The sequence below is a fragment of the Bacillus sp. PK3_68 genome (genome assembly GCF_003600835.1).
Classification (GTDB): Bacteria; Bacillota; Bacilli; order Bacillales; family Domibacillaceae; genus Pseudobacillus.
Map to the genome: position 1 here is coordinate 3,597,698 of NZ_NQYC01000001.1, position 20,565 is coordinate 3,618,262.

Genomic DNA, 20,565 nt, shown 5'->3' on the forward strand with positions numbered 1-20,565 from the left:
GTTCGCCTTCAAAGAGCGGCCAGACAAGTCGGGCATTTGTTATTTTTTCTTTCTACCCAGCCCCATGGCATTTTCCATTTTCTTCAGCATTTTTCCAGCTACTTGATTGGCTTTAGCGGCACCTTCATCTAGAATGAGGTCCAGCTCTTCAGAATCGAGAAGCTCATAATAGCGCTTTTGAATCGGTTCTAAATGGCGGACAACAACTTCAGCTAGTCCGGCTTTAAAGTCACCATATCCTTTGCCTTCATAGCGCTTTTCAATGTCTTCAATAGATAGTTCACCAAGCACAGAATAAATGGAAAGAAGATTAGAAAGGCCTGGCTTTGACTCTTTATCAAATTTTACGATGCCGTCCGAATCAGTAACGGCACTTTTAATTTTCTTTTCAATTTGTTTGGGATCGTCAAGCAGAGAGATAAAGGCTTTAGCATTCGGATCCGATTTACTCATTTTCTTTGCTGGATCCTGCAGCGACATAACCCGAGCACCCGATTTAGGGATGCGAACTTCAGGAATCGTAAAGATATCATTGTATTTACGGTTAAATCTTTCTGCAAGATCTCTGGTCAGCTCTAAATGCTGCTTCTGATCTTCTCCGACAGGCACCAAATCAGCTCCGTATAGCAAAATGTCAGCAGCCATGAGCGGCGGGTAAGTCAAAAGACCCGCGGAAACCGCTTCTTTGCCAGCTGACTTGTCTTTAAATTGCGTCATTCGCTCTAATTCACCGATATAGGCGACGCATTGAAGCATCCAGCCAGCTTGAGCATGAGCTGGGACTTCTGATTGAATGAATAAAGTAGCTTTTTTAGGATCGATTCCAACAGCTATGTATAAAGCAGCCAGACTGCGAATATTTTGACGCAGCTTTAGACGGTCTTGGGGAACCGTAATGGCATGCTGATCAACGATACAGAAGTAACAATTGTAATCGTCCTGCAGTTCAGTAAATTGTTTGAGAGCACCAATATAGTTGCCAAGAGTAATTGTACCGCTCGGCTGGATGCCGGAAAAAATTGTTTTCATCACATAATCCCTCACTTCTTGTTGACAAAATTATAAACAAATACTCTGCAACTTTCAAGATGAGGAGATGAGCGCAAGTACAAAAGTCACAAGCACAATCCAGCCTCCACCAGTTAAAAGTGGGTAAGTCCATTGGTAACTTCTCTTTTTTGAATGCTCTTCATACAGTGAATTCGTATGATCAAGATCGTCGAACTCAGCAATATATTTTCCTTCTTTTGTAGATTTACGAAACAGCTTAAAGCTATGGCCTATGCTATTAAAAAAGCCGCCTTCCAAAACAAACAGAAAGGCACCTGCTGTTACACTGAAAAGGGAAGATAAAAAAGCAAAATCTAAAAAGCTGCGAAAAAATACAGAAGAAAACAACGCGTATACAACGGAAAGAATAATAATACAAGTGCTGATAATAAGAAATCTTTGGAAAAATTTCATTTGTTGATCCTCCATGAATAATAGGAGTATAGCAAAATAAAGGATCATACTCCAGTTTTTCCTATTAAATATTCTTTGGAAATGATTAAATTACGAGAAGTAAATTATATCAAAAGAGCTTCGTTTAAATAATTATTCTGAATATTTAGTAAATGTAAGCGCTTTATTCAACTGAATTATTATTCATTTTAACCAAAAATAAGTCTTAAGTCTTAATTTATAAGGATAGAAGGCTTGATTACGAAAATATGTCTGTATTGTTAAAAAAAAATAAAATAATTATTGCAAAAAAACTAATAAAGATTATAATTAGTAAATAAATCTTCTGAATAATCAGGAAGAAATGGTAGACAAGGGGGATGAAGATGAAAAAGAAAAGTTATGCAATCTTTCTCGTTCTTTTGCTGGCAATGAGCACGTTCTTAGCTGCTTGCGGCGGAGGCGGCAATGACAGCAAGGAGAAAGGTGGAAGCGGAGGGGAAGGCTCCGATAAGAGTGACAACGTTTTAAACTTAACAGAAACACAAGATATTCCTTCTATGGATTCTGCTTTAGCAACTGATACTGTTTCATTCACTACATTAAACAGCACAATGGAAGGTTTATACCGTTTGGGCAAGGATGATGAAGCGGTAGATGGAGTAGCTGACGGAGAGCCGCAAGTGAGTGAAGACGGCAAAACGTGGACATTCAAGCTCCGTGATGCTAAATGGTCTAATGGAGAGCCAGTAACTGCAAACGATTTCGTATTTGCTTGGAGAAAGGCTTTAGATCCTAATACTGCTGCTGAGTATGCGTACATTATGTATGATATTAAAAATGCTCAAGCAGTTAACGAAGGGAAAATGAAGCCTGAAGAATTAGGCGTTAAAGCAGTAAATGATAAAACATTAGAAGTACAATTGCAAAATCCGGTCCCATATTTTAAAGAATTGCTAACTTTTGGTACATTCTTGCCGCAAAATGAAAAGTATGTAAAAGAGCAAGGCGATAAATATGGCTTAGAAGCTGACACTACTTTGTACAATGGTCCATTTATTTTAGATCAGTGGAAGCATGAAGATAAATTTGTATTAAAGAAAAATCCTAACTATTGGGATGCTGATACCGTTAAGCTGAACCAAATCAATACAAAAATTGTTAAAGATACACAAACAGATGTCAACCTTTTTGAAAGCGGCGATGCTGATTTAATCAAGCTTTCTTCTGAGTTTGTAGACAAGTATAGAGAAAATGAAGGCTTCTTCACTGTTAAGGAATCTTCTGTTTTCTTCATCCGCATGAACCAAACAAAGAGTGAATGGTTGAAAAATGTAGATGCACGTAAAGCGATTGCTATGGGGTTTGATAAAAAAGGAATCACAGATGTACTATTGAACAACGGATCTGTTGTGGCAGACTTTTTCGTTCCTGAAGAATTTGCTAAAGGTCCAGACGGAAAAGACTTCCGCGAATCAGCCGGTAAATACTTAAAGACAAATACTAAAGAAGCGAAAAAGCATTGGGAAGCAGCAAAGAAAGCAATTGGACAAGATACGGTTACATTGGAATTGCTAAATTACGATGATGACTTATCTAAAAAAGTCGGCGAGTATATTAAAGAAGAGCTCGAAAAAAATCTTGATGGCTTGACTGTAAATCTTAAACAACAGCCATTTAAACAAAAACTTGATCTTGAAACTAAAATGGATTATCAAATGTCTCTTGGCGGTTGGGGAGCAGATTATCTAGATCCGATGACATACTTAGACATGTATGTAACTGGCGGAGCCCACAACCAACAAGGTTTCTCCAATAAAGAATATGACAAGTTAATCCAGGAAGGCAAAACTACTTTGCTTCTTGAGCCAGAAAAACGTTGGGAAGCTTTAATCAAGGCTGAGAAAATCTTATTAGAGGATGAAGCAGCTATTGCTCCAATGTATCAAAGGTCTCGTGCTTACTTGGAAAATCCGAAATTAGAGGGTGTGTTATTCCACAAAGTTGGACCAGAGCGCTCTTATAAATGGGCAGAGTTTAAGTAAGCGGGTTTAATACCTATATGAAGAGGAGGGTGTATGCACTAGAAGCATATACTCTCCTTTTTCCCTGCTAAGGGAGTAAAAGTCTGAATTGATTGAATTTATAAAACAATAAAAAGATTTTATTGAAAAACAGTAAAGGAGGGCTTCCGATGGCAAAGTTTGTTTTTAAAAGGTTAATCTATATGATTATCACTTTATTAATTATTGCAACACTCACATTCTTCTTAATGAAGCTCCTGCCAGGATCGCCACTTAAAAACCAAGAAAAACTAAGTCCGGCTCAGCAAGAAATTATTCTTGATAAGTACGGATTAAATGACCCTCTTCCCGTTCAATACGCTAATTATATGACAAACTTATTTAAAGGAGACTTAGGTTTATCTTTTCAGTATGATAACCGCCCGGTTACAAAAATGATTGGTGAACGTATCGGCCCCTCCGCGTATTTAGGTTTTCAGGCTGTTGTGTTTGGAACAATTGTTGGGATTATTTTAGGATTAATTGCAGCAATCAGACAAAATAGCATCTTAGACTATGCGGCTACAACAATTGCTGTCTTAGGCATATCGATCCCATCCTTTGTATTTGCTGGATTATTGCAATATTATTTTGCAGTAAAATACCCGATTTTTCCAGTAGCTGCGTGGGAAGGATTTGAATATACAATACTTCCGACCATTGCTTTATCGGTATTCGTTATCGCTACGGTAGCCCGATACATGCGATCTGAACTACTGGAAGTGTTAAGTTCAGATTATATTATGCTGGCACGAGCAAAGGGAATTAGCTCTTTCAATATTATGGTGAAACATGCTTTGCGAAATGCCTTAATTCCTATTATTACGTTATTAGGACCTTTAGCAGTCAATATTATGACAGGTTCACTCGTTATTGAGAACATCTTTGGTATTCCCGGCATTGGTCAGCAGTTTGTCCGCTCAATTATGACCAATGATTTTACAGTCATTATGGGTGTAACTCTCTTTTATAGCGTGTTATTTATTGTCGTTGTCTTTATTGTTGACATTCTTTATGGTGTGATCGATCCACGTATTCGATTAAGTGGAGGGAAGAAATAATGAGCACAGAACAAGCAGAAAGAAAAGTTGAATTGCAAAAAGACCTTTTTCAGCCAGCGGAGAAGCAGGCTTCCCAATCAGAAACGATCAGTCGGCCAAGCTTGAATTTTTGGCAGGATGCCTGGCTACGATTAAAAGGAAATAAAGGAGCTATTGTTGGGTTAATTCTAATCTTGCTATTAGCCTTTATGGCAGTTTTTGGGCCATCTATGAATAAATATACGTATAAGGAACAAAACATTGCCCACGCAAAGTTGCCGCCGAAAGTTCCGGCACTTGCAAATATTGAATGGCTCCCGTTTGATGGAAAGGATAAAGATGGCTTTGATATGTACAAAGCTAAAAATGTAGAAGAATCCTATTGGTTTGGCACAGATGAGCTCGGCCGTGATCTTTGGACAAGAACATGGTATGGTACCCGTATTTCAATTTATATTGGACTATTGGCTGCTGTTATCGACTTTTTTATCGGTATTGCCTATGGAGGGATCTCCGGATTCTATGGTGGACGTGTAGATAACATCATGCAAAGGGTTATTGAAATTTTAATGGGGATTCCTCATTTAATCGTTGTTATTTTGTTCATTCTTGTATTTGAACCAGGAATTTTTTCTATTACGATGGCGATGGTTATTACGGGGTGGGTCAGCATGGCGAGGATTGTCCGTGGACAATTTTTGAAATTAAAAGGTCAGGAGTTTGTTCTTGCCTCACGCACGCTCGGAGCTTCGGGAAATCGGTTGATCTGGAAACATTTAATGCCTAACGTGATGGGACCAATTATCGTTACAACCATGTTTACGATTCCAAATGCTATTTTTACAGAGGCCTTCCTTAGCTTCATCGGCCTTGGTATTCGCCCACCGGAGGCTTCACTCGGTTCTCTCGTAAATGATGGATTCAAATCATTACAGGTGTATCCTCACATGTTGATTATTCCATCCGTTATTATTAGCTTGCTTATTCTGAGTTTTAACTTATTAGCTGATGGCTTGCGTGATGCGCTTGATCCAAAAATGCGGAAATAGTAAATAGGAGGAGAGAATTCGATGGAAAGATTATTAGATGTTCAAAATTTACATGTCTCCTTCGACACGCATGCAGGAGAAGTAAAAGCTGTTCGCGGAGTTGATTTCTACTTGAGAAAAGGCGAAACACTAGCGATCGTAGGAGAATCTGGATCAGGGAAATCAGTCACAACCAAAGCTCTCATGCGCCTAATCCCCAATCCGCCCGGACGGATTAAAGAAGGGAAGATGCTATTTGAGGGAAGAGATTTAGTAAAAATCTCTGAAAAAGAGATGGAAAAGCTACGAGGAAAAGAGATTTCAATGATTTTCCAGGATCCTATGACCTCGCTTAATCCAACGATGACAGTAGGGAAACAAGTAATGGAGCCGCTTCTGAAACATCAAAATATGAAAAAAGAGGCAGCAAAAAAGCGTGCGGTGGAATTGTTGGCGCTTGTTGGACTTCCTAACCCAGAAGCGCGAATGAAGCAGTATCCCCATCAATTTTCGGGAGGGCAGCGTCAACGTGTCGTTATTGCTATTGCCCTTGCTTGTAATCCAAAGATTTTAATTGCCGATGAACCGACAACGGCTCTTGATGTGACGATTCAAGCTCAAATTTTAGAATTAATGAAGGATTTGCAGAAGAAGATTGAAACCTCCATCATTTTTATTACTCACGATCTTGGTGTTGTTGCCAATGTTGCTGACAGGGTAGCGGTTATGTATGGGGGCCAAATTGTTGAAACGGGGACAGTAGATGAAGTCTTTTATGACCCACGTCATCCATATACATGGGGCCTGCTGTCATCCATGCCGAGTTTAGATACGGATGAAGGCGTAGCGTTGCAGGCTATTCCGGGGACGCCTCCAGATTTGTTGAATCCGCCAAAAGGAGATGCATTCGCCTTGCGCAGCAGCTATGCGCTGAAAATTGATTTTGAACAGGAGCCGCCTGTATATCAAGTATCACCTACTCATTTTGTTAAATCGTGGCTGCTCCATCCAAATGCACCAGCCGTGGAGCCACCGTTGAATGTACAGCAAACGCAGCGGCCGATGCTGCAAAATTTTGATAAGCCTGTATTGGTTGGGGGAGGTCGCTGATATGGCTGAAAAGCTACTGGAGATAAAACATTTAAAGCAATACTTTAATGAAGGCAAACCGAATATGGTGAAAGCAGTAGATGATGTATCCTTCGATATTTACCGCGGAGAAACACTCGGATTAGTAGGGGAATCAGGATGCGGGAAGTCAACAACTGGGCGGACAATTATTCGCTTATATGATGCTACTGGGGGACAGGTATTATTTAATGGAAAAGATGTGCACGGCAAGAAGTCGAAAAGAGATTTAAAAGAATTCAACCGTAAGATGCAAATGATCTTCCAAGACCCTTATGCGTCACTTAACCCGCGTATGAAGGTAGCGGATATTATTGCAGAAGGAATCGATATTCATGGTTTGGCAAAAACAAAAAAAGAGAGAATGGATAAAGTATATAGTTTGCTGGAGACGGTCGGCTTGAACCGCGAGCATGCCAATCGCTACCCGCACGAGTTTTCTGGCGGCCAGCGCCAGCGTCTTGGGATTGCACGTGCCCTTGCGGTAGAGCCGGACTTTATCATTGCAGATGAGCCGATTTCAGCGCTGGACGTATCGATTCAAGCGCAAGTTGTGAACTTGATGCAGAAGCTGCAAAAAGAAAAAGGTTTGACGTACTTATTTATTGCACATGATCTGTCAATGGTAAAGTACATCAGTGATCGTATCGGTGTCATGTATTTTGGAAAGCTGGTGGAACTCGCACCAAGCAATGTGCTGTATGAAAAGCCGCTTCATCCGTACACACAGTCTCTGCTTTCAGCTATTCCACTTCCGGATCCGGACTATGAAAGAAATCGTACACGAAAAACATACGACCCAGCGGTTCATAATTATGCTGCCGGTGAAGAAGTAAGAATGAGAGAGATAGCACCGGAGCATTGGGTATACTGCTCTGAAAAAGAGTTTAAACAATACAAGGCAAATTATTAAAAGAAAATGGGCCCTCTGCCCAGTCTATCTATGGCTGGCTTGCAGAGGGCCTCATTTTTTTGAAACAATGACTAACAATATTTAAGTAGTTGTAGATTTTCTGTTTAAAGTAAGTGTAAGAGGATAAAAGATAACGAGACTGGTGAAAAAAGGATAGGAGGGAGGAATAGGTATGGAGAGATGGAAAAAGATAGGAACGGCCGTTCTTCTAACTGGAATGCTTCTTCTTCCTGGAGCAACTGGCACAGCACAGGAAGAAGTGAATTTTAAAGAACGGCCCATACCATCCTTAAACAAAGAAGTTCCAAGCAAAGTGGCGCGCTTCCAAAGCAGGTCTGATTTGCACTTTACTTATCCGGATGCAGTTCGGGGGATTTATGTGACTGGTCACTCAGCAGGAGGGGCTCGGTTTGATAAGCTTCTCAAAATGGTGGAAGCAACGGAATTAAATGCAATGGTCATTGACATAAAGGACGATCATGGAAACCTTACATACAAACCGAAGCGTGACTCTCCATATGAAGGAATCAGCCAGCCGTTTATTAAAGATACGAGAATGCTGCTGGAGAAAATGGAGGAAAAGCAAGTATATCCGATTGCACGCGTGGTTGTTTTTAAGGATACTAACCTGGCAAAAGCCAAGCCGGAATGGTCTTTTACTGAAAATGGGAAGGTATGGTCAAATGGCGGTGGGGAATCTTTCGTCAATCCATTTATGAAAGAAGTATGGGACTACAACGTAGGCATAGCCATTGAGGCAGCAAAAATGGGTTTCCAAGAAGTGCAATTCGATTATGTTCGCTTTCCAGAGGGATTTGAGAAACGGGATAAGCAGCTCATTTACAATCTCGGTGAATATGCAAACTCAAAAGAAGATGCTGTTCATCGACGGGTACAGGCGGTAACAGACTTTGTTCATTATGCGCGAGAAAAACTAAGGCCTTATGGAGTAAAAGTGTCTGTCGATATTTTCGGTTATTCCGCTACGCTGCCGGAAGCTCCTGGAATTGGGCAAAACTTTTCAAAAATTGCCGAGAACGTGGATGTGATTTCTTCAATGGTCTACCCTAGTCATTGGACCTCTTATTTTGGGATTGCCAAACCCGACACGGAACCCTACAAATTAATTACAGAATATGTTAAGGTGGAGAACAAGAAGCTGAAGGAGTTGAAAACTCCACCGCTTTCGAGACCGTGGCTGCAAGACTTTACAGCTTCTTGGCTTGGAACCGGCAATTATCGTCCTTACGGCAAGGCTGAGGTAGAAGCACAAATTCGCGCGTTAAATGAAAATGGCATAAATGAATTTTTATTGTGGAATGCTAGCAATAAGTATACGCAGGATGTGGATTATACACCCTTAAAAAGAAAGGAAGATTAAATGCATTGGTATGAAAAGCTAAATCAATATTTTCCGATTGAAGAAATGAAATCAAGAGAACACATCGAATTACTTTTAGAAGAGCAAAGCGATATTTATCATAAAGATGAAGGCCCTAATCATGTGCTTATTTATGTGGAATTCGATGATTTTATATTTGTTGATTATTTATTTGTATCAAAGAATGCCCGCGGACAGGGGCTTGGCCATAAGCTAATCGACAAGCTAAAAGCAAAAGGGAAAGCGATCATCCTAGAGGTGGAACCGGTTAACTACGAAGATACAGACAGTGAGAAGCGCTTGCGTTTTTATGCGAGAGAGGGATTCAATCATGCTTCAACCATCGGTTACTCCCGTCGTTCCCTCGCTACTAATGAAGTAAACGATATGGAAATTCTTTATTGGACATCAAAGGATGAAACAGAGGAAAAGATCTATGAAAGCATGAAAAAAACGTATCGGCTCATCCATAAGTATAAAGATGAAGAATTGTATGGAGAACCATTTGATCCTGTTCAAGAGGTTTTATCCAGGGATGAAACGAGAGACGAAGATATACTAAAGGAATTAACATAACGAGAGGCAGGTCCCAAATAGAAGGCCAGTTACTGTCAGATTGCATGGTATCCGCTAGTGATTAGAGGGAAACTGGTCGTTTGGGATCTTGTTTTGCTTGTTTAGTAAAACATTTATAAGTGGTTTAAAGGGGAAAAAGAAAGGGTAAAAATAAGAAGTATGTCTATTATTTTAAAATAAAGAGGAAATGAAAAAAATTTGTAATTATTATTACAATGTAATGAAAACTGTATTCATGAGCTGTTCCATCATGTATAATATATATTGTAGCCGGGCATTTGAAATTATTCAAATCGACTGCTTCATGAATGGAGATTCCTCATGAAAGAACAGGTATTATATTTTAATCTTTAAGGAGTGTGTTTGAGGAATGGTTACTTTATATACTTCACCAAGTTGTACTTCCTGCCGCAAAGCAAAAGCATGGTTAGAAGAACACGAAATTCCATACGTTGAAAGAAATATTTTTTCCGAGCCTTTGAGCATCGAAGAAATTAAAGAGATATTACGAATGACAGAAGATGGCACGGATGAAATCATTTCCACACGCTCAAAGATCTTTCAAAAGTTAAATGTAGATCTTGAGGCGCTGCCTCTACAAAATTTATTCGAGCTGATCCAATCTAATCCAGGGCTGCTTCGCCGTCCGATTATTCTGGATGAGAAACGATTACAAGTAGGCTATAACGAGGATGAAATTCGCCGATTCTTGCCAAGAAAAGTGCGTACATTCCAATTGAAGGAAGCGCAACGGCTCGTCAACTAAAGAAGAGAACCTTCATACCGGAAGTATGGGGGTTTTTATTTTTATTTCCGGGTTGTAATTTTTACAAAATTCAGATAGAATAGCGAGACACTCTTTTTATTTTAGAATCATTATATTTTCATTTGCTTTGCGTTTAGCATACAATAGAATCAGGTAGATGTATATCATCAAGCTATTTGGGGCAATGCCTAATAATAAGGGGAGTCGTCCTCAGGTACCCTTAGACGGAAGGGAGAGGTAGTTATGGAAATTGAACGTATTAACGACAACACAGTTAAGTTTTACATTTCATACTTGGATATAGAGGAAAGAGGCTTTGATCGCGAGGAAATTTGGTATAATCGCGAGAGAAGTGAAGAACTTTTTTGGGACATGATGGAAGAAATACATGATGAAGAAGACTTTACAGTCGATGGACCGCTATGGATTCAAGTTCAAGCCTTAGACAAAGGGCTCGAAATATTGGTAACACAAGCGAATCTAACGAAGGATGGTCAACGAATTGAGCTGCCGCTTCCCGGAGATAAGTACCGGGATTTCCCAGTTGACGATCGTTTGGAAGAACTGCTCGATGAACATTTTCAGGCAAATGAAGATGCCGAAGCGAAAGAGCCTATGCTGGAATTTATGCTTTCATTTAATGATTTTGAGGATCTCATACAATTAAGCAAGCGGACAGATCTAGATGAGCTGTCAACACAATTGTATGCCTACAATAATAAATACTATTTATTTGTGGAATTTCCAGAGGGGACTCTGGATGAGGAAAAAGTGGAAAATACATTAAGCCTGTTGCTAGAATATACAGATGAATCAGGAGTGACCGTCCATCGCCTTCAGGAATATGGAACATGCGTGATGGAAAGCGATGTATTTGAAACTGTTCGCAAATATTTCAATTAATAAAGCCAGCGCGGATTTCTTTGGAAATCAGCGCTTTTTTATGAATAAATAAAAAGAAGAGCGGGCGTTTCTTTGGGAAAAAAGGGTATAATAGCAGGAAATGAGCAACAGGAGTAGAAGGGGCAGGAGAAAACGAATGAAACATACGATAAAAGTAGCCGGTTTTGTGTTAGCTGTGATTGTGCTCTATATATTGTGGGCGGATCACTATATGAACGGGCTATTGAAATATACGAGCGTGGCGTTAACACTTTCTGTAATTGTCATTAGCTTTTTAATCTTTTTTGAAAACAGGCACCCGACGCAAACAGTTACATGGCTTGTCGTGTTAGGTGCTTTTCCGCTTTTTGGATTTATTTTTTACTTATTATTTGGCAGAAGCTACCGGAAAGAACGGATGTTTAAGAAAAAATATATTCTGGATAAAGAAACATATCAACAATACAACTTTACCCATACACCAGAAGATTTAAGGCAGCATTTCCAGAAGTATGGAGAGCATAAAGTGTATGCCTTGGCGGAAAGGCTCGGCAATATGGAGATCTCTTTTCACACTGAAACCGAATTATTAACAAATGGCGAGGAAACATATGATTCCATTCTGAGAGAATTGAAAAAAGCCCGTCATCATATTCACATGGAGTACTATATCGTACGCGCAGACGGCATTGGCAACGAAATTAAGGATGCGCTGATTGCTAAAGCTAAAGATGGTGTAAAGGTCCGCTTTTTATACGATGCGGTGGGTTCCTGGAGGCTGTCGAAAGCCTATATTGAGGAATTGCGGGAAGCTGGCATTGAAATGGTGGCCTTTGGTCCAGTAAAAATGCCGCTTCTAAACAGCAAGTTCAACTTCCGCAATCATCGTAAGATCATTGTTATTGATGGCAAAGTGGGATTTGTCGGTGGTTTAAATATCGGTGATGAATATTTAGGGAAAGATCCCCAGTTTGGATTTTGGCGCGATACCCATTTATACGTACGTGGAGAAGCGGTCCGTTCGCTGCAGTTAATTTTCCTTCAGGACTGGTATTACATGACGAATGACAGCTTCATTACACCAGGATATTTAACACCTGAACCGGAGAAAAAGGTACGGAGAACAGGGGGAGTCCAAATGATCGCTGGAGGCCCAGATAATGAGTGGAGCGTCATTAAAAATGTTTTCTTTTCCATGATTACATCGGCACAGGAGTTTGTTTGGATTGCTAGCCCTTATTTCATCCCGGATGAAGATATTTTTTCAGCATTAAAAATTGCTGCTTTAAGCGGGATAGATGTCCGCTTATTAGTGCCAAAGCACCCTGACAAGCGGATCGTCTTTCATGCCTCTCGTTCCTATTTCCCGGAATTGCTTGAAGCCGGGGCGCGCATTTTCGAATATAGGGAAGGGTTCATGCATAGTAAATTTATTATCGTGGATGGCGAGATAGCTTCCATCGGTACATCAAATATGGACATGAGGAGTTTCCATTTGAACTTTGAGGTGAATGCTTTCCTGTACCACACTCACAGCATCGAATCACTCGTGAGGGAATACATCAACGATATTCATGCCTCTGATGAAATCAACTTGGATGACTTTAATGGGCGTCACCTTGGTTATCGTCTCATTGAATCAACATCGAGGCTCCTATCGCCATTATTGTAAGAGCAAAGCCTAAGGCTTTGCTCTTTTTGTGAATGGGGAAGAAGAGGCAGGGAAATATAACTTCCTTCCATTTTCGGAAGGAACGGGAAGAAAGAGGGCGAATAAAGGTAAGGAGGAAAGGAGTGTCAATTTATGCTAGTGGCTATTAATCAATTCGGTCAGGTGATCAGCCTGGAAAGCCGCCTTGAAGAATCAGTGATTCGGAAAATCCGCGATTCTTCTTACTTTTGTCCCTCTTGCCGACAGCCAGTGGTTTTGAAGGCAGGGGCTATAAAGATGCCCCATTTTGCTCATCAGTCATTGCGTGCATGCGCGTCGTTTTCTGAAGGAGAATCCGACCGCCATTTGAAGGGGAAAGCTGATTTATACAAATGGATCAGTCGCACTCATAAAACAGAGCTGGAGGCCTATTTGCCAGAAATGGCCCAGCGCCCTGATTTACTCGTAGAAGGAAAAGTAGCGATCGAATATCAATGTTCTCCTCTTTCGGCTACTCTGTTTGCCAAAAGAACAAAGGGATATGAAGAAAATGACATTGTTCCGTTCTGGATATATGGAGGCCCGCCGGTTAAGAGACAGAATCGACTTTATCAAATCTCCGCCTTTCATCGCCTCTTTTTTCGGTATTCTCCGCATTTTGGCTTTTGGTTTCTGGCCTACTGTCCAGATCGCCAGCACTTCATTCTCTATTCTCAACTTACTCCAATGTCCCCGTCTCTTTATTCAGCTTCTGTCCAAATAATACCGCTCTATTCTTTATCCTATCCCCCAACATTTATTAAAGCTCACACACGTGCTGTTTTTTCCCTGTCCGACTGGTTTCGCCAAAGAGATTGCTGGCTGCAAAAACAACTATATTTTAAACAAGGGTTATATGATTCATTTTTCAGCGCAGTATATAAAACAAGTCATCACCCGTCCTTGTTGCCCCTTTGTATAGGAATGCCGGTTCGATTTATGGCACTTATTAAAAATCATCCGATTGAATGGCAATTTTATTTATGGAACGATTTGTTGGTCTCTAAAAAGAACGCAGTAGCAGAAGAAGCGGTAGCGGTGATTGAGAAGAGGATAGAGCGGGGAGAGCTGCAGATGAATACTTTTCCATTGTGTCCATCACCGGGAATTCTCTGTCTTATGACGGAGTATTTATCCCTTTGGCAAGCGGTGGGAACGGAGAATAAACGAGTGAATCGCACAGTATTTGAACGGACAGAGAGAGAAAAAATTTTTATAAATGATTTTGAAGAGTTTATCATCCCCCGGCTTATTTTTTGAGTTTTTCGGCATACAATAATATGATTAAGAGGAAGAGAAATTATGGAAACTGGAGGGGTTAAAGATGACGAACGAACAAGCAGTAAAGCAGCTTCCGGCAAGGGATAGTGTACAGGAAGAGCTAACATGGCGGCTCGAAGATATCTTTGAAGATGACCAGCAATGGGAGCAGGAATTTGAGCAGGTTAAGAAACTGTCAGAACAAGCACAAACCTATCGGGGAACACTCGGAGAAAGTGCAGAAAATCTTTATCGTTTTTTCACTTATCAAGATGAGTTATTAGAGCGCATGGGCAAACTGTATACATACTCTCATATGCGCTATGATCAAGATACAACAAATTCTCACTATCAGGGAATGGACGATCGCGCGAAAAATTTATACACCCAAATTGGAAGTGCTCTTTCATATGCAACGCCTGAAATCTTAGCGATTGATGAAGAAAAGTTAAAGCAATTCATAGGTAGCTATGAAGGGTTAAAGGTGTACAAACAGGCGATTGAAGAAATCAATTTACAGCGTCCGCACGTATTATCGGCGGCGGAGGAGAATTTATTAGCTCAAGTATCAGAAGTCACAGCTGCTGCCAGCAATACTTTTGGCATGCTGAATAACGCCGATCTTGAATTTCCGGTCATTAAGGATGAAGAAGGGGATGACGTCCAAATTACGCATGGCCGTTATATTCAATTTCTGGAATCCAGTGACCGCCGTGTAAGAGAAGAAGCATTTAAAGCGGTCTATAAAACATATGGGAACTTCAAAAATACGTTTGCAAGCACGCTTAGCAGCCAAGTGAAAAAGGATAATTTTTATGCGCGTGTGCGGCATTATAACAATGCGCGAGAAGCCGCATTGGCAGGCAATAATATTCCGGAAGCGGTGTATGATAACCTTGTTAACACAGTAAATGACAATTTGCATTTGCTCCACCGTTACGTGGAACTCCGAAAAAAAGTGCTTGGTGTTGACGAGCTTCATATGTACGATTTATATACTCCGCTCGTAAAAGATGTAAAGATGAAAGTGACTTATGATGAAGCGAAAGAGTATATGATCAATGGATTGGCTCCAATGGGAGAAGAATACAGCCGGATCTTGAAGAGTGGCCTAGAGAACCGCTGGGTCGATGTGGTTGAAAATAAAGGGAAGCGCAGCGGGGCGTATTCTTCTGGTGCGTACGGAACCAATCCGTATATTTTGATGAATTGGCAGGACAATGTGAACAATCTATTTACATTAGTTCATGAATTTGGCCACAGCATGCACAGTTATTTTACGAGAGAATCCCAGCCTTACGTATATGGCAACTACTCCATCTTTGTGGCAGAAGTGGCTTCTACGTGCAATGAAGCACTGCTGAATGACTATATGCTTAAAAATCTAGATGATGAGAAGAAACGGCTTTATATTTTGAATCATTATCTTGAAGGGTTCCGCGGTACCGTTTTCCGTCAAACCATGTTTGCTGAATTCGAGCACCTGATTCACATGAAGGCTCAAAACGGAGAAGCGCTGACAGCGGATTCTTTAACGAAGGAATACTATGAGCTAAATAAAAAATATTTTGGCAGCGGCATGGTTATTGATGAAGAGATCGGCCTTGAGTGGGCGCGCATTCCACATTTTTATTACAATTACTATGTGTATCAGTATGCAACGGGCTTTAGTGCAGCGACAGCGCTCAGCAAACAAATTTTAGAGGAAGGCCAGCCGGCGGTAGACCGTTATATTAACGAGTTCTTAAAAGCAGGCAGCTCTGATTATCCAATCGAAGTATTAAAGAAAGCAGGAGTCGATATGACCACTGCTCAACCAATTGAAGAAGCTTGCAAAGTGTTTGAAGAGAAATTAAATGAAATGGAGCAATTGCTGTCATAAAAAGAAAGAGAGTGTCCGGACGTCCGGGTACTCTCTTTCTTTTTCGTGTTCATCTTTTTTGGCGATTCATAACGTATACGGGAATAAATAAAACAAAGAATAAAGCTGGTGCTGTTACATACAATGGGTATAAGTTCAGCAGACCGAGTAAATTAAAGAAAAAGGCAGCGGCTATAAGTGAAACATAAAACCAAAAGGCAACCCATTTCATAGAAAGACCTCCTGCAGCAAGTACCATTATATGTTAGTTTACGCTTTCTATTCCATTGTTATGACAAATGTGTGAAATTAAGCACAAACACTTGTTTTTAAGGGGTTATGCATGATAAGATGAAAAACGTGAAGTTGATCACATACAAACATATACCCCTTTGTTTGACCGTGAAAAATTTCTCCCATCCCCTTTGTTCGTGAGAAAAGGCCTTGTAATTATACAAGGCCTTTTCTTTTTTGCTGTTTTATTTCAAATAAAAAAACAGCCTTTGAGACGAGGCTGTTTATCGAAAAAATGCTGGAACGATCTTCCAGCACCATCATTCATCAATAAATTCCCATATCGAGCCAAACTTTACTGGTACTTTACGGACCTTTCGTTGAAGAAGAAGCTTTTTCATCTCTTTTTCAACTTCTCGTTCTGTCCAATTGTACACCGTACTAATTTCCTTTGAAGCTGTGAACCGAAATTGTTTTAGAAAATCTTCAAGAGAAGGTGGCTCTTGCGGTTCTGGTATTTCATCAAGCATTTCTTCAATAATCTGCACATAAATATCATAAGAATAGAGTCCGGTAATCTTGATGCCTTCTTCTTCAATGTTTTCATTGAAGAAAACAAGCGTTGGTGTTTCTGTTACTTCCATCTCGGCAGCGATCTTTAAATCGCATTGAAAGGCTTTGGCTGCACTGGAAGAGTGAACGTCGTTCAAGAATTCTGCCTTGTCCAGTCCAGCTTCCTCTGCACAATCGGTTAGGACCGCCAGATCAGAAACATTTTGTTTTTCAATAAATAGTACTTCCTGCAGCTTTCTTAAAAAGCGGCTTCCTGCTCTGCGACCTTGCAGTTCTGCAGCTTTAATAGCAACAGAAGCAAGAAAAGGGGAGGACATAGACTGATCCATCCATAGAGCACCATCACATGACATGCCAGTTCTAGCAGCAGTTGCTTCCCAATTGCGAACCTTAGACTCCGGGAGATTCAGCGCTGCAAGATTCCCGGTTAGTACTTGCTTCAAACGGAAATAACGACCATATTCGATATATAATTTTCGGATAAATGGCTCAAGTGCCCAGCATTCCGCACAGAGCGGATCAACAAATAAATAGATCTCCAGCGGCTTTTGCTGAGTGGAACACATCCGGTTAAGCAGTAATGATGGTTTCAATAGTTTTCACCCGGTCCTTCCGGCTGATTAACCATATGATTTGCCGTTAACTCAAGCCGATGATAAAGGAAGTCCCGTAAATCACCGTGAAGCTCCACTTCGTCCATCGCTTCCTGCATGCAGGAAAGCCAGGCGCGGGCACGTTTCGGAGTGATCGGAAAAGGCATATGACGAGCTCGAAGCATCGGGTGGCCATGTTCTTCGGTATATAAAGGAGGCCCGCCCAAATATTGAGTAAGAAATTGCTTTTGCTTGCGGGCTGTTTCAGTTAAGTCGTCAGGGAAAATTGGGAATAAATCAGGATGCTGACTAACCTTTAAGTAAAACGTGTCAACTAGTTCTGAAAGCTTCTTTTCACCGATGTATTCAAATGGTGCTATTGATTTTTCGCCCATACCAATAACTCCTTTTTTCCTTGTAGTCTAAATTTATTTTATCAAGGGGACTGTTATAACACAAACAAAGTGCTTATGCCTATTTTTTACAAGCTTGTGCAGGAATATGGTCCCGGTATAAAAGAAAACAGACCATTCAACGGTCTGTTTAACATACGGGCATTAGGCATAATAATGGGAAGTAATTTTTTGAACATAATTTTGTGTTTCTTTGAATGGCGGTATGCCGCCGTACTTCTTGACATTGCCTGCTCCGGCATTATAGGCAGCAAGTGCCAGCTTAATGTTTCCGTTAAATTGGTCAAGCATTTGCCGGAGATATTTTGTGCCGCCGAATATATTTTGTTCAGGGTCATAAACGTTCTTCACACCGAGTCCACGCGCAGTCGCCGGCATTAATTGCATCAAGCCAGCTGCACCAACGTAGCTTCTCGCATTCGGATTAAAATTCGATTCCTGGCGAATAACTGCCTGGATAAGCTTTTTCGGTATGTTGTATTTTTCGGCAGCTCGGGTAATAATATCATCAAAATCCGTCTTTACTGTTGTGTTGATGTTCTTTAACAAGTCCGCTCCTGGTTTTGTTGGAAGCAGCGCGGACGGCAAAGCTGAAGGGGAGGAAGTGTCGGTATCTGTGTTTTCCAAAGAATCCGCGACAGATCCTCCACCGACAAGTTCAAGCCCCTGCATTAAAGCCTGTTGCAGAACAGCACCAAATATTTGGCTCGGAGCTGTTGTGACAGAGGTCGTGGTGTTCGGGTACGTAGACATACTTTGCATAATGCCTGTGGCAAACATAGTTTGGAATGGGTTGCTGCTCATCGTTCGCTCCTTATTGATCACCAGCTGTCTGGCGTAACTTTTCTTTATAAAATCTTCTTACTTTATTATCGGCTTGCTTTAAAGGAATTTGATAATTTTTTAAGAAATTATTAAAGGTTTCTTCTCCGCTTTGTCTCTCTGCTGCCTCGTATTCAATTTCATAATCCTCGCATCCTAAATAAAAGCTATGATCAAAAACGAGCAGTCCGCTTTCATACACCACTTCTGCCCTTTTTGTAGATAATGTCCCAAAAGGTTTTAACTTAGTTAAATCGGTTATTAAGTATTGAAGGGCTCTTTTTACTGCTCCATCAGGAAAAGCCCCGCCTGCTAAAAGCATCTCTGCCTCTGAACGGGAAAGTGTTTCATTGGTTTCGAGAAGGCCATCCGTTGCCGGCTCCTTCAAAGTTAACTCAAAGGCCTCATTTTTCTCACGGATACGCAGAGCACAACCCGCCTGTTTTAAAAGAAAGTCTTCTGTATCAAAGTAATGATTGTGTTGGATGTGAAAATCTGCCGGCTGCAGTTGAAAGGCATCCATTAGACGCTTAAAAGTTGTTTCACTTACCATGTTCTTAAACTCGATTTCTAATTCCTGACTCATGCTTTTTTCCTCTTTCCCTAATTTAGTTTCGTATATCCATAGTTCTGTATTTGAAATGGACAGATGTGTTAAAATATGAAATGAGTTTTTATTAAAGCCTGTCTGCAGGTACCGCAAGGCAATGAGGCTGTTCCACCTGCGTAGCAGAATGGTGTTTACCCGCCTTTTGCTTTTTAGATCAGTGGCCTATTGCGGCAGATCAGGCGCTTCCGCTTTTAAAGTTTAACATAGCAGGCATGGAGAGGGGAAAGAGAGAATGAGAAAAACAATTCATTTCACGAAAGCACAATGGAATGGCAATGGGATTGAACTGCATGCAGACTCACCTGTAAAGATGGAGGGTATTAAAGCAGCAGGGCAAATGATCGTCGATTCCGATCAAATGGCTTTTGTTTATTTAGCAGAAGAAAAGGATGAATTTATTTATTTATACATACATGAAACAGCATGGGGAGATTTGGAGAAAGCGTTAAAAGAAGAAGCCTGTCTCTTTGCAGCAGGCGAAGACACCACTCTCGAACTGACTGGCTGGAAAGAAGAGCTTATTTATTTAATTAACAATATCGAAGGCAACAGCAATTATGGAGAAGAAATGGTGAAGAAGGTAGAGGCTGTCTTTTTACATCATCAATAATGCAGCTATGTCTGAGAGGGAAGAAAAATGATAAATTGGGATGAGTTTTTAATACCTTATAAACAAGCGGTGGATGAGTTAAAAGTGAAGCTGAAAGGAATGCGAAAACAGTTTGAATATGGGGATGAGCATTCACCGATTGAATTTGTTACAGGACGCGTGAAACCGATTGCCAGCATTCTTGACAAAGCGAAAGATAAAAACATTTCTTTGGACCGGCTTGAAACGGAGATGCAGGACATTGCTGGCGTCCGTATGATGTGCCAGTTTGTTGATGATATTATTAAAGTCGTCAAGAAACTGCGCATGCGCAAAGACTTTAAGATCATCGAAGAGAAGGACTATATTTCCCATAAAAAGCCGAGCGGCTATCGTTCTTACCATATGGTCATCGAGTATCCGGTGCAAACCATCCACGGCGAAAAGAAAATCCTGGCCGAAATTCAAATCCGGACGCTGGCAATGAATTTCTGGGCAACTATTGAGCATTCATTAAATTATAAATATGATGGACAATTTCCAGAAGAAATTTTAATGAGGCTGGAGAGAGCGGCAGAGGCTGCTTTCCGACTGGACGAGGAAATGTCGCTTATTCGTGAGGAGATTAAAGAAGCTCAAGCATTTTTTACGAAGAAAAAAGAGCAGGTGAAGGACCACAGAACGAAAGAATAGGAAGAAG

General features: G+C 40.7%; 21 protein-coding genes. 14 read left to right on the forward strand and 7 right to left on the reverse strand.

The features are described 5' to 3' along the window. Positions 1-39 precede the first annotated feature (39 nt). Together trpS and CJ483_RS18145 are read right to left on the reverse strand one after the other, a co-directional pair. Positions 40-1,032: a tryptophan--tRNA ligase gene (gene trpS, locus CJ483_RS18140; protein ID WP_142927240.1), complete on the reverse strand. Its 993-nt coding sequence runs from the start codon at positions 1,030-1,032 to the stop codon at positions 40-42. A 51-nt stretch (positions 1,033-1,083) separates the two neighbouring features. Then, complete coding sequence (locus tag CJ483_RS18145; protein ID WP_182917101.1) at positions 1,084-1,464, reverse strand: DUF3899 domain-containing protein; 381 nt, start codon at positions 1,462-1,464, stop codon at positions 1,084-1,086. A gap of 359 nt (positions 1,465-1,823) precedes the next feature. Between CJ483_RS18145 and CJ483_RS18150 the strand changes: the two genes are divergently transcribed. The 12 genes from CJ483_RS18150 to pepF all read left to right on the forward strand — a co-directional run bounded on the left by CJ483_RS18150 (position 1,824) and on the right by pepF (position 16,052). Further along, a complete protein-coding gene (locus tag CJ483_RS18150; RefSeq protein WP_120036489.1) occupies positions 1,824-3,488 on the forward strand; it encodes a peptide ABC transporter substrate-binding protein in 1,665 nt (554 codons plus the stop codon). 149 nt (positions 3,489-3,637) lie between these two features. Beyond that, on the forward strand, positions 3,638-4,567 hold the full coding sequence (gene opp3b / locus CJ483_RS18155) for an oligopeptide ABC transporter permease (RefSeq protein WP_120036490.1): 930 nt from the start codon (positions 3,638-3,640) through the stop codon (positions 4,565-4,567). Next, positions 4,567-5,595, forward strand: coding sequence for an oligopeptide ABC transporter permease (gene opp3C, locus CJ483_RS18160; RefSeq protein WP_120036491.1), 1,029 nt, complete (start codon positions 4,567-4,569; stop codon positions 5,593-5,595). Before opp3b ends, opp3C begins: the two co-directional genes overlap by 1 nt. Positions 5,596-5,616: 21 nt before the next feature. Continuing rightward, entirely contained in the window at positions 5,617-6,684 is a 1,068-nt protein-coding gene (locus CJ483_RS18165; RefSeq protein ID WP_120036492.1) for an ABC transporter ATP-binding protein, read from the forward strand. A 1-nt stretch (position 6,685) separates the two neighbouring features. After that, complete coding sequence (locus CJ483_RS18170; RefSeq protein ID WP_120036493.1) at positions 6,686-7,615, forward strand: ABC transporter ATP-binding protein; 930 nt, start codon at positions 6,686-6,688, stop codon at positions 7,613-7,615. Between the two features lie 172 nt (positions 7,616-7,787). Next, complete coding sequence (locus CJ483_RS18175) at positions 7,788-8,996, forward strand: putative glycoside hydrolase (protein WP_120036494.1); 1,209 nt, start codon at positions 7,788-7,790, stop codon at positions 8,994-8,996. Continuing rightward, a complete protein-coding gene (locus CJ483_RS18180) occupies positions 8,997-9,572 on the forward strand; it encodes a GNAT family N-acetyltransferase (protein ID WP_120036495.1) in 576 nt (191 codons plus the stop codon). Positions 9,573-9,942: 370 nt separating this feature from the next. After that, complete coding sequence (gene spxA, locus CJ483_RS18185) at positions 9,943-10,338, forward strand: transcriptional regulator SpxA (protein ID WP_041099230.1); 396 nt, start codon at positions 9,943-9,945, stop codon at positions 10,336-10,338. A gap of 243 nt (positions 10,339-10,581) precedes the next feature. After that, positions 10,582-11,241 (forward strand): adaptor protein MecA, encoded by a 660-nt coding sequence (gene mecA / locus CJ483_RS18190; RefSeq protein ID WP_120036496.1) that lies wholly within the window; start codon positions 10,582-10,584, stop codon positions 11,239-11,241. Positions 11,242-11,377: 136 nt separating this feature from the next. After that, positions 11,378-12,892 (forward strand): cardiolipin synthase, encoded by a 1,515-nt coding sequence (cls, locus tag CJ483_RS18195; RefSeq protein ID WP_120036497.1) that lies wholly within the window; start codon positions 11,378-11,380, stop codon positions 12,890-12,892. Positions 12,893-13,024: 132 nt separating this feature from the next. Beyond that, on the forward strand, positions 13,025-14,170 hold the full coding sequence (locus CJ483_RS18200; RefSeq protein ID WP_120036498.1) for a competence protein CoiA: 1,146 nt from the start codon (positions 13,025-13,027) through the stop codon (positions 14,168-14,170). Positions 14,171-14,234: 64 nt separating this feature from the next. Continuing rightward, a complete protein-coding gene (pepF, locus tag CJ483_RS18205; protein ID WP_120036499.1) occupies positions 14,235-16,052 on the forward strand; it encodes an oligoendopeptidase F in 1,818 nt (605 codons plus the stop codon). 49 nt (positions 16,053-16,101) lie between these two features. Here pepF and CJ483_RS24655 read toward each other — a convergent pair whose 3' ends face one another. The 5 genes from CJ483_RS24655 to CJ483_RS18225 all read right to left on the reverse strand — a co-directional run bounded on the left by CJ483_RS24655 (position 16,102) and on the right by CJ483_RS18225 (position 19,252). Continuing rightward, positions 16,102-16,263: a hypothetical protein gene (locus CJ483_RS24655; RefSeq protein WP_182917102.1), complete on the reverse strand. Its 162-nt coding sequence runs from the start codon at positions 16,261-16,263 to the stop codon at positions 16,102-16,104. 322 nt (positions 16,264-16,585) lie between these two features. Next, a complete protein-coding gene (locus tag CJ483_RS18210; RefSeq protein ID WP_120038145.1) occupies positions 16,586-17,404 on the reverse strand; it encodes a ClpXP adapter SpxH family protein in 819 nt (272 codons plus the stop codon). Between the two features lie 23 nt (positions 17,405-17,427). Next, the gene (locus CJ483_RS18215; protein WP_120036500.1) at positions 17,428-17,826 is read right to left on the reverse strand and encodes a globin domain-containing protein; all 399 of its coding nucleotides are present in this window, start codon (positions 17,824-17,826) and stop codon (positions 17,428-17,430) included. 162 nt (positions 17,827-17,988) lie between these two features. Beyond that, positions 17,989-18,648, reverse strand: coding sequence for a lytic transglycosylase domain-containing protein (locus CJ483_RS18220; protein WP_120036501.1), 660 nt, complete (start codon positions 18,646-18,648; stop codon positions 17,989-17,991). A 10-nt stretch (positions 18,649-18,658) separates the two neighbouring features. After that, positions 18,659-19,252, reverse strand: a complete 594-nt coding sequence (locus CJ483_RS18225) for a CYTH domain-containing protein (protein WP_120038147.1) — start codon at positions 19,250-19,252, stop codon at positions 18,659-18,661. A gap of 256 nt (positions 19,253-19,508) precedes the next feature. On the opposite strand from CJ483_RS18225, the gene CJ483_RS18230 reads away from it, so the two are divergent. Both CJ483_RS18230 and yjbM read left to right on the forward strand, forming a co-directional pair. After that, positions 19,509-19,886, forward strand: coding sequence for a UPF0738 family protein (locus tag CJ483_RS18230; RefSeq protein ID WP_120036502.1), 378 nt, complete (start codon positions 19,509-19,511; stop codon positions 19,884-19,886). Between the two features lie 27 nt (positions 19,887-19,913). Continuing rightward, positions 19,914-20,558: a GTP diphosphokinase gene (gene yjbM, locus CJ483_RS18235; RefSeq protein WP_120036503.1), complete on the forward strand. Its 645-nt coding sequence runs from the start codon at positions 19,914-19,916 to the stop codon at positions 20,556-20,558. The last annotated feature ends 7 nt before the right edge of the window (positions 20,559-20,565 follow it).

What these genes read in the sequence shown, in the direction of transcription:
- CJ483_RS18145 (WP_182917101.1), bottom strand. Translation starts at nt 1,464, where the DNA reads ATGAAATTTTTCCAAAGATTTCTTATTATCAGCACTTGTATTATTATT.
- CJ483_RS18150 (WP_120036489.1), top strand. Translation starts at nt 1,824, where the DNA reads ATGAAGATGAAAAAGAAAAGTTATGCAATCTTTCTCGTTCTTTTGCTG.
- opp3b (WP_120036490.1), top strand. Translation starts at nt 3,638, where the DNA reads ATGGCAAAGTTTGTTTTTAAAAGGTTAATCTATATGATTATCACTTTA.
- opp3C (WP_120036491.1), top strand. Translation starts at nt 4,567, where the DNA reads ATGAGCACAGAACAAGCAGAAAGAAAAGTTGAATTGCAAAAAGACCTT.
- CJ483_RS18165 (WP_120036492.1), top strand. Translation starts at nt 5,617, where the DNA reads ATGGAAAGATTATTAGATGTTCAAAATTTACATGTCTCCTTCGACACG.
- CJ483_RS18170 (WP_120036493.1), top strand. Translation starts at nt 6,686, where the DNA reads ATGGCTGAAAAGCTACTGGAGATAAAACATTTAAAGCAATACTTTAAT.
- CJ483_RS18175 (WP_120036494.1), top strand. Translation starts at nt 7,788, where the DNA reads ATGGAGAGATGGAAAAAGATAGGAACGGCCGTTCTTCTAACTGGAATG.
- CJ483_RS18180 (WP_120036495.1), top strand. Translation starts at nt 8,997, where the DNA reads ATGCATTGGTATGAAAAGCTAAATCAATATTTTCCGATTGAAGAAATG.
- spxA (WP_041099230.1), top strand. Translation starts at nt 9,943, where the DNA reads ATGGTTACTTTATATACTTCACCAAGTTGTACTTCCTGCCGCAAAGCA.
- mecA (WP_120036496.1), top strand. Translation starts at nt 10,582, where the DNA reads ATGGAAATTGAACGTATTAACGACAACACAGTTAAGTTTTACATTTCA.
- cls (WP_120036497.1), top strand. Translation starts at nt 11,378, where the DNA reads ATGAAACATACGATAAAAGTAGCCGGTTTTGTGTTAGCTGTGATTGTG.
- CJ483_RS18200 (WP_120036498.1), top strand. Translation starts at nt 13,025, where the DNA reads ATGCTAGTGGCTATTAATCAATTCGGTCAGGTGATCAGCCTGGAAAGC.
- pepF (WP_120036499.1), top strand. Translation starts at nt 14,235, where the DNA reads ATGACGAACGAACAAGCAGTAAAGCAGCTTCCGGCAAGGGATAGTGTA.
- CJ483_RS24655 (WP_182917102.1), bottom strand. Translation starts at nt 16,263, where the DNA reads ATGAAATGGGTTGCCTTTTGGTTTTATGTTTCACTTATAGCCGCTGCC.
- CJ483_RS18210 (WP_120038145.1), bottom strand. Translation starts at nt 17,404, where the DNA reads ATGTGTTCCACTCAGCAAAAGCCGCTGGAGATCTATTTATTTGTTGAT.
- CJ483_RS18215 (WP_120036500.1), bottom strand. Translation starts at nt 17,826, where the DNA reads ATGGGCGAAAAATCAATAGCACCATTTGAATACATCGGTGAAAAGAAG.
- CJ483_RS18220 (WP_120036501.1), bottom strand. Translation starts at nt 18,648, where the DNA reads ATGAGCAGCAACCCATTCCAAACTATGTTTGCCACAGGCATTATGCAA.
- CJ483_RS18225 (WP_120038147.1), bottom strand. Translation starts at nt 19,252, where the DNA reads ATGAGTCAGGAATTAGAAATCGAGTTTAAGAACATGGTAAGTGAAACA.
- CJ483_RS18230 (WP_120036502.1), top strand. Translation starts at nt 19,509, where the DNA reads ATGAGAAAAACAATTCATTTCACGAAAGCACAATGGAATGGCAATGGG.
- yjbM (WP_120036503.1), top strand. Translation starts at nt 19,914, where the DNA reads ATGATAAATTGGGATGAGTTTTTAATACCTTATAAACAAGCGGTGGAT.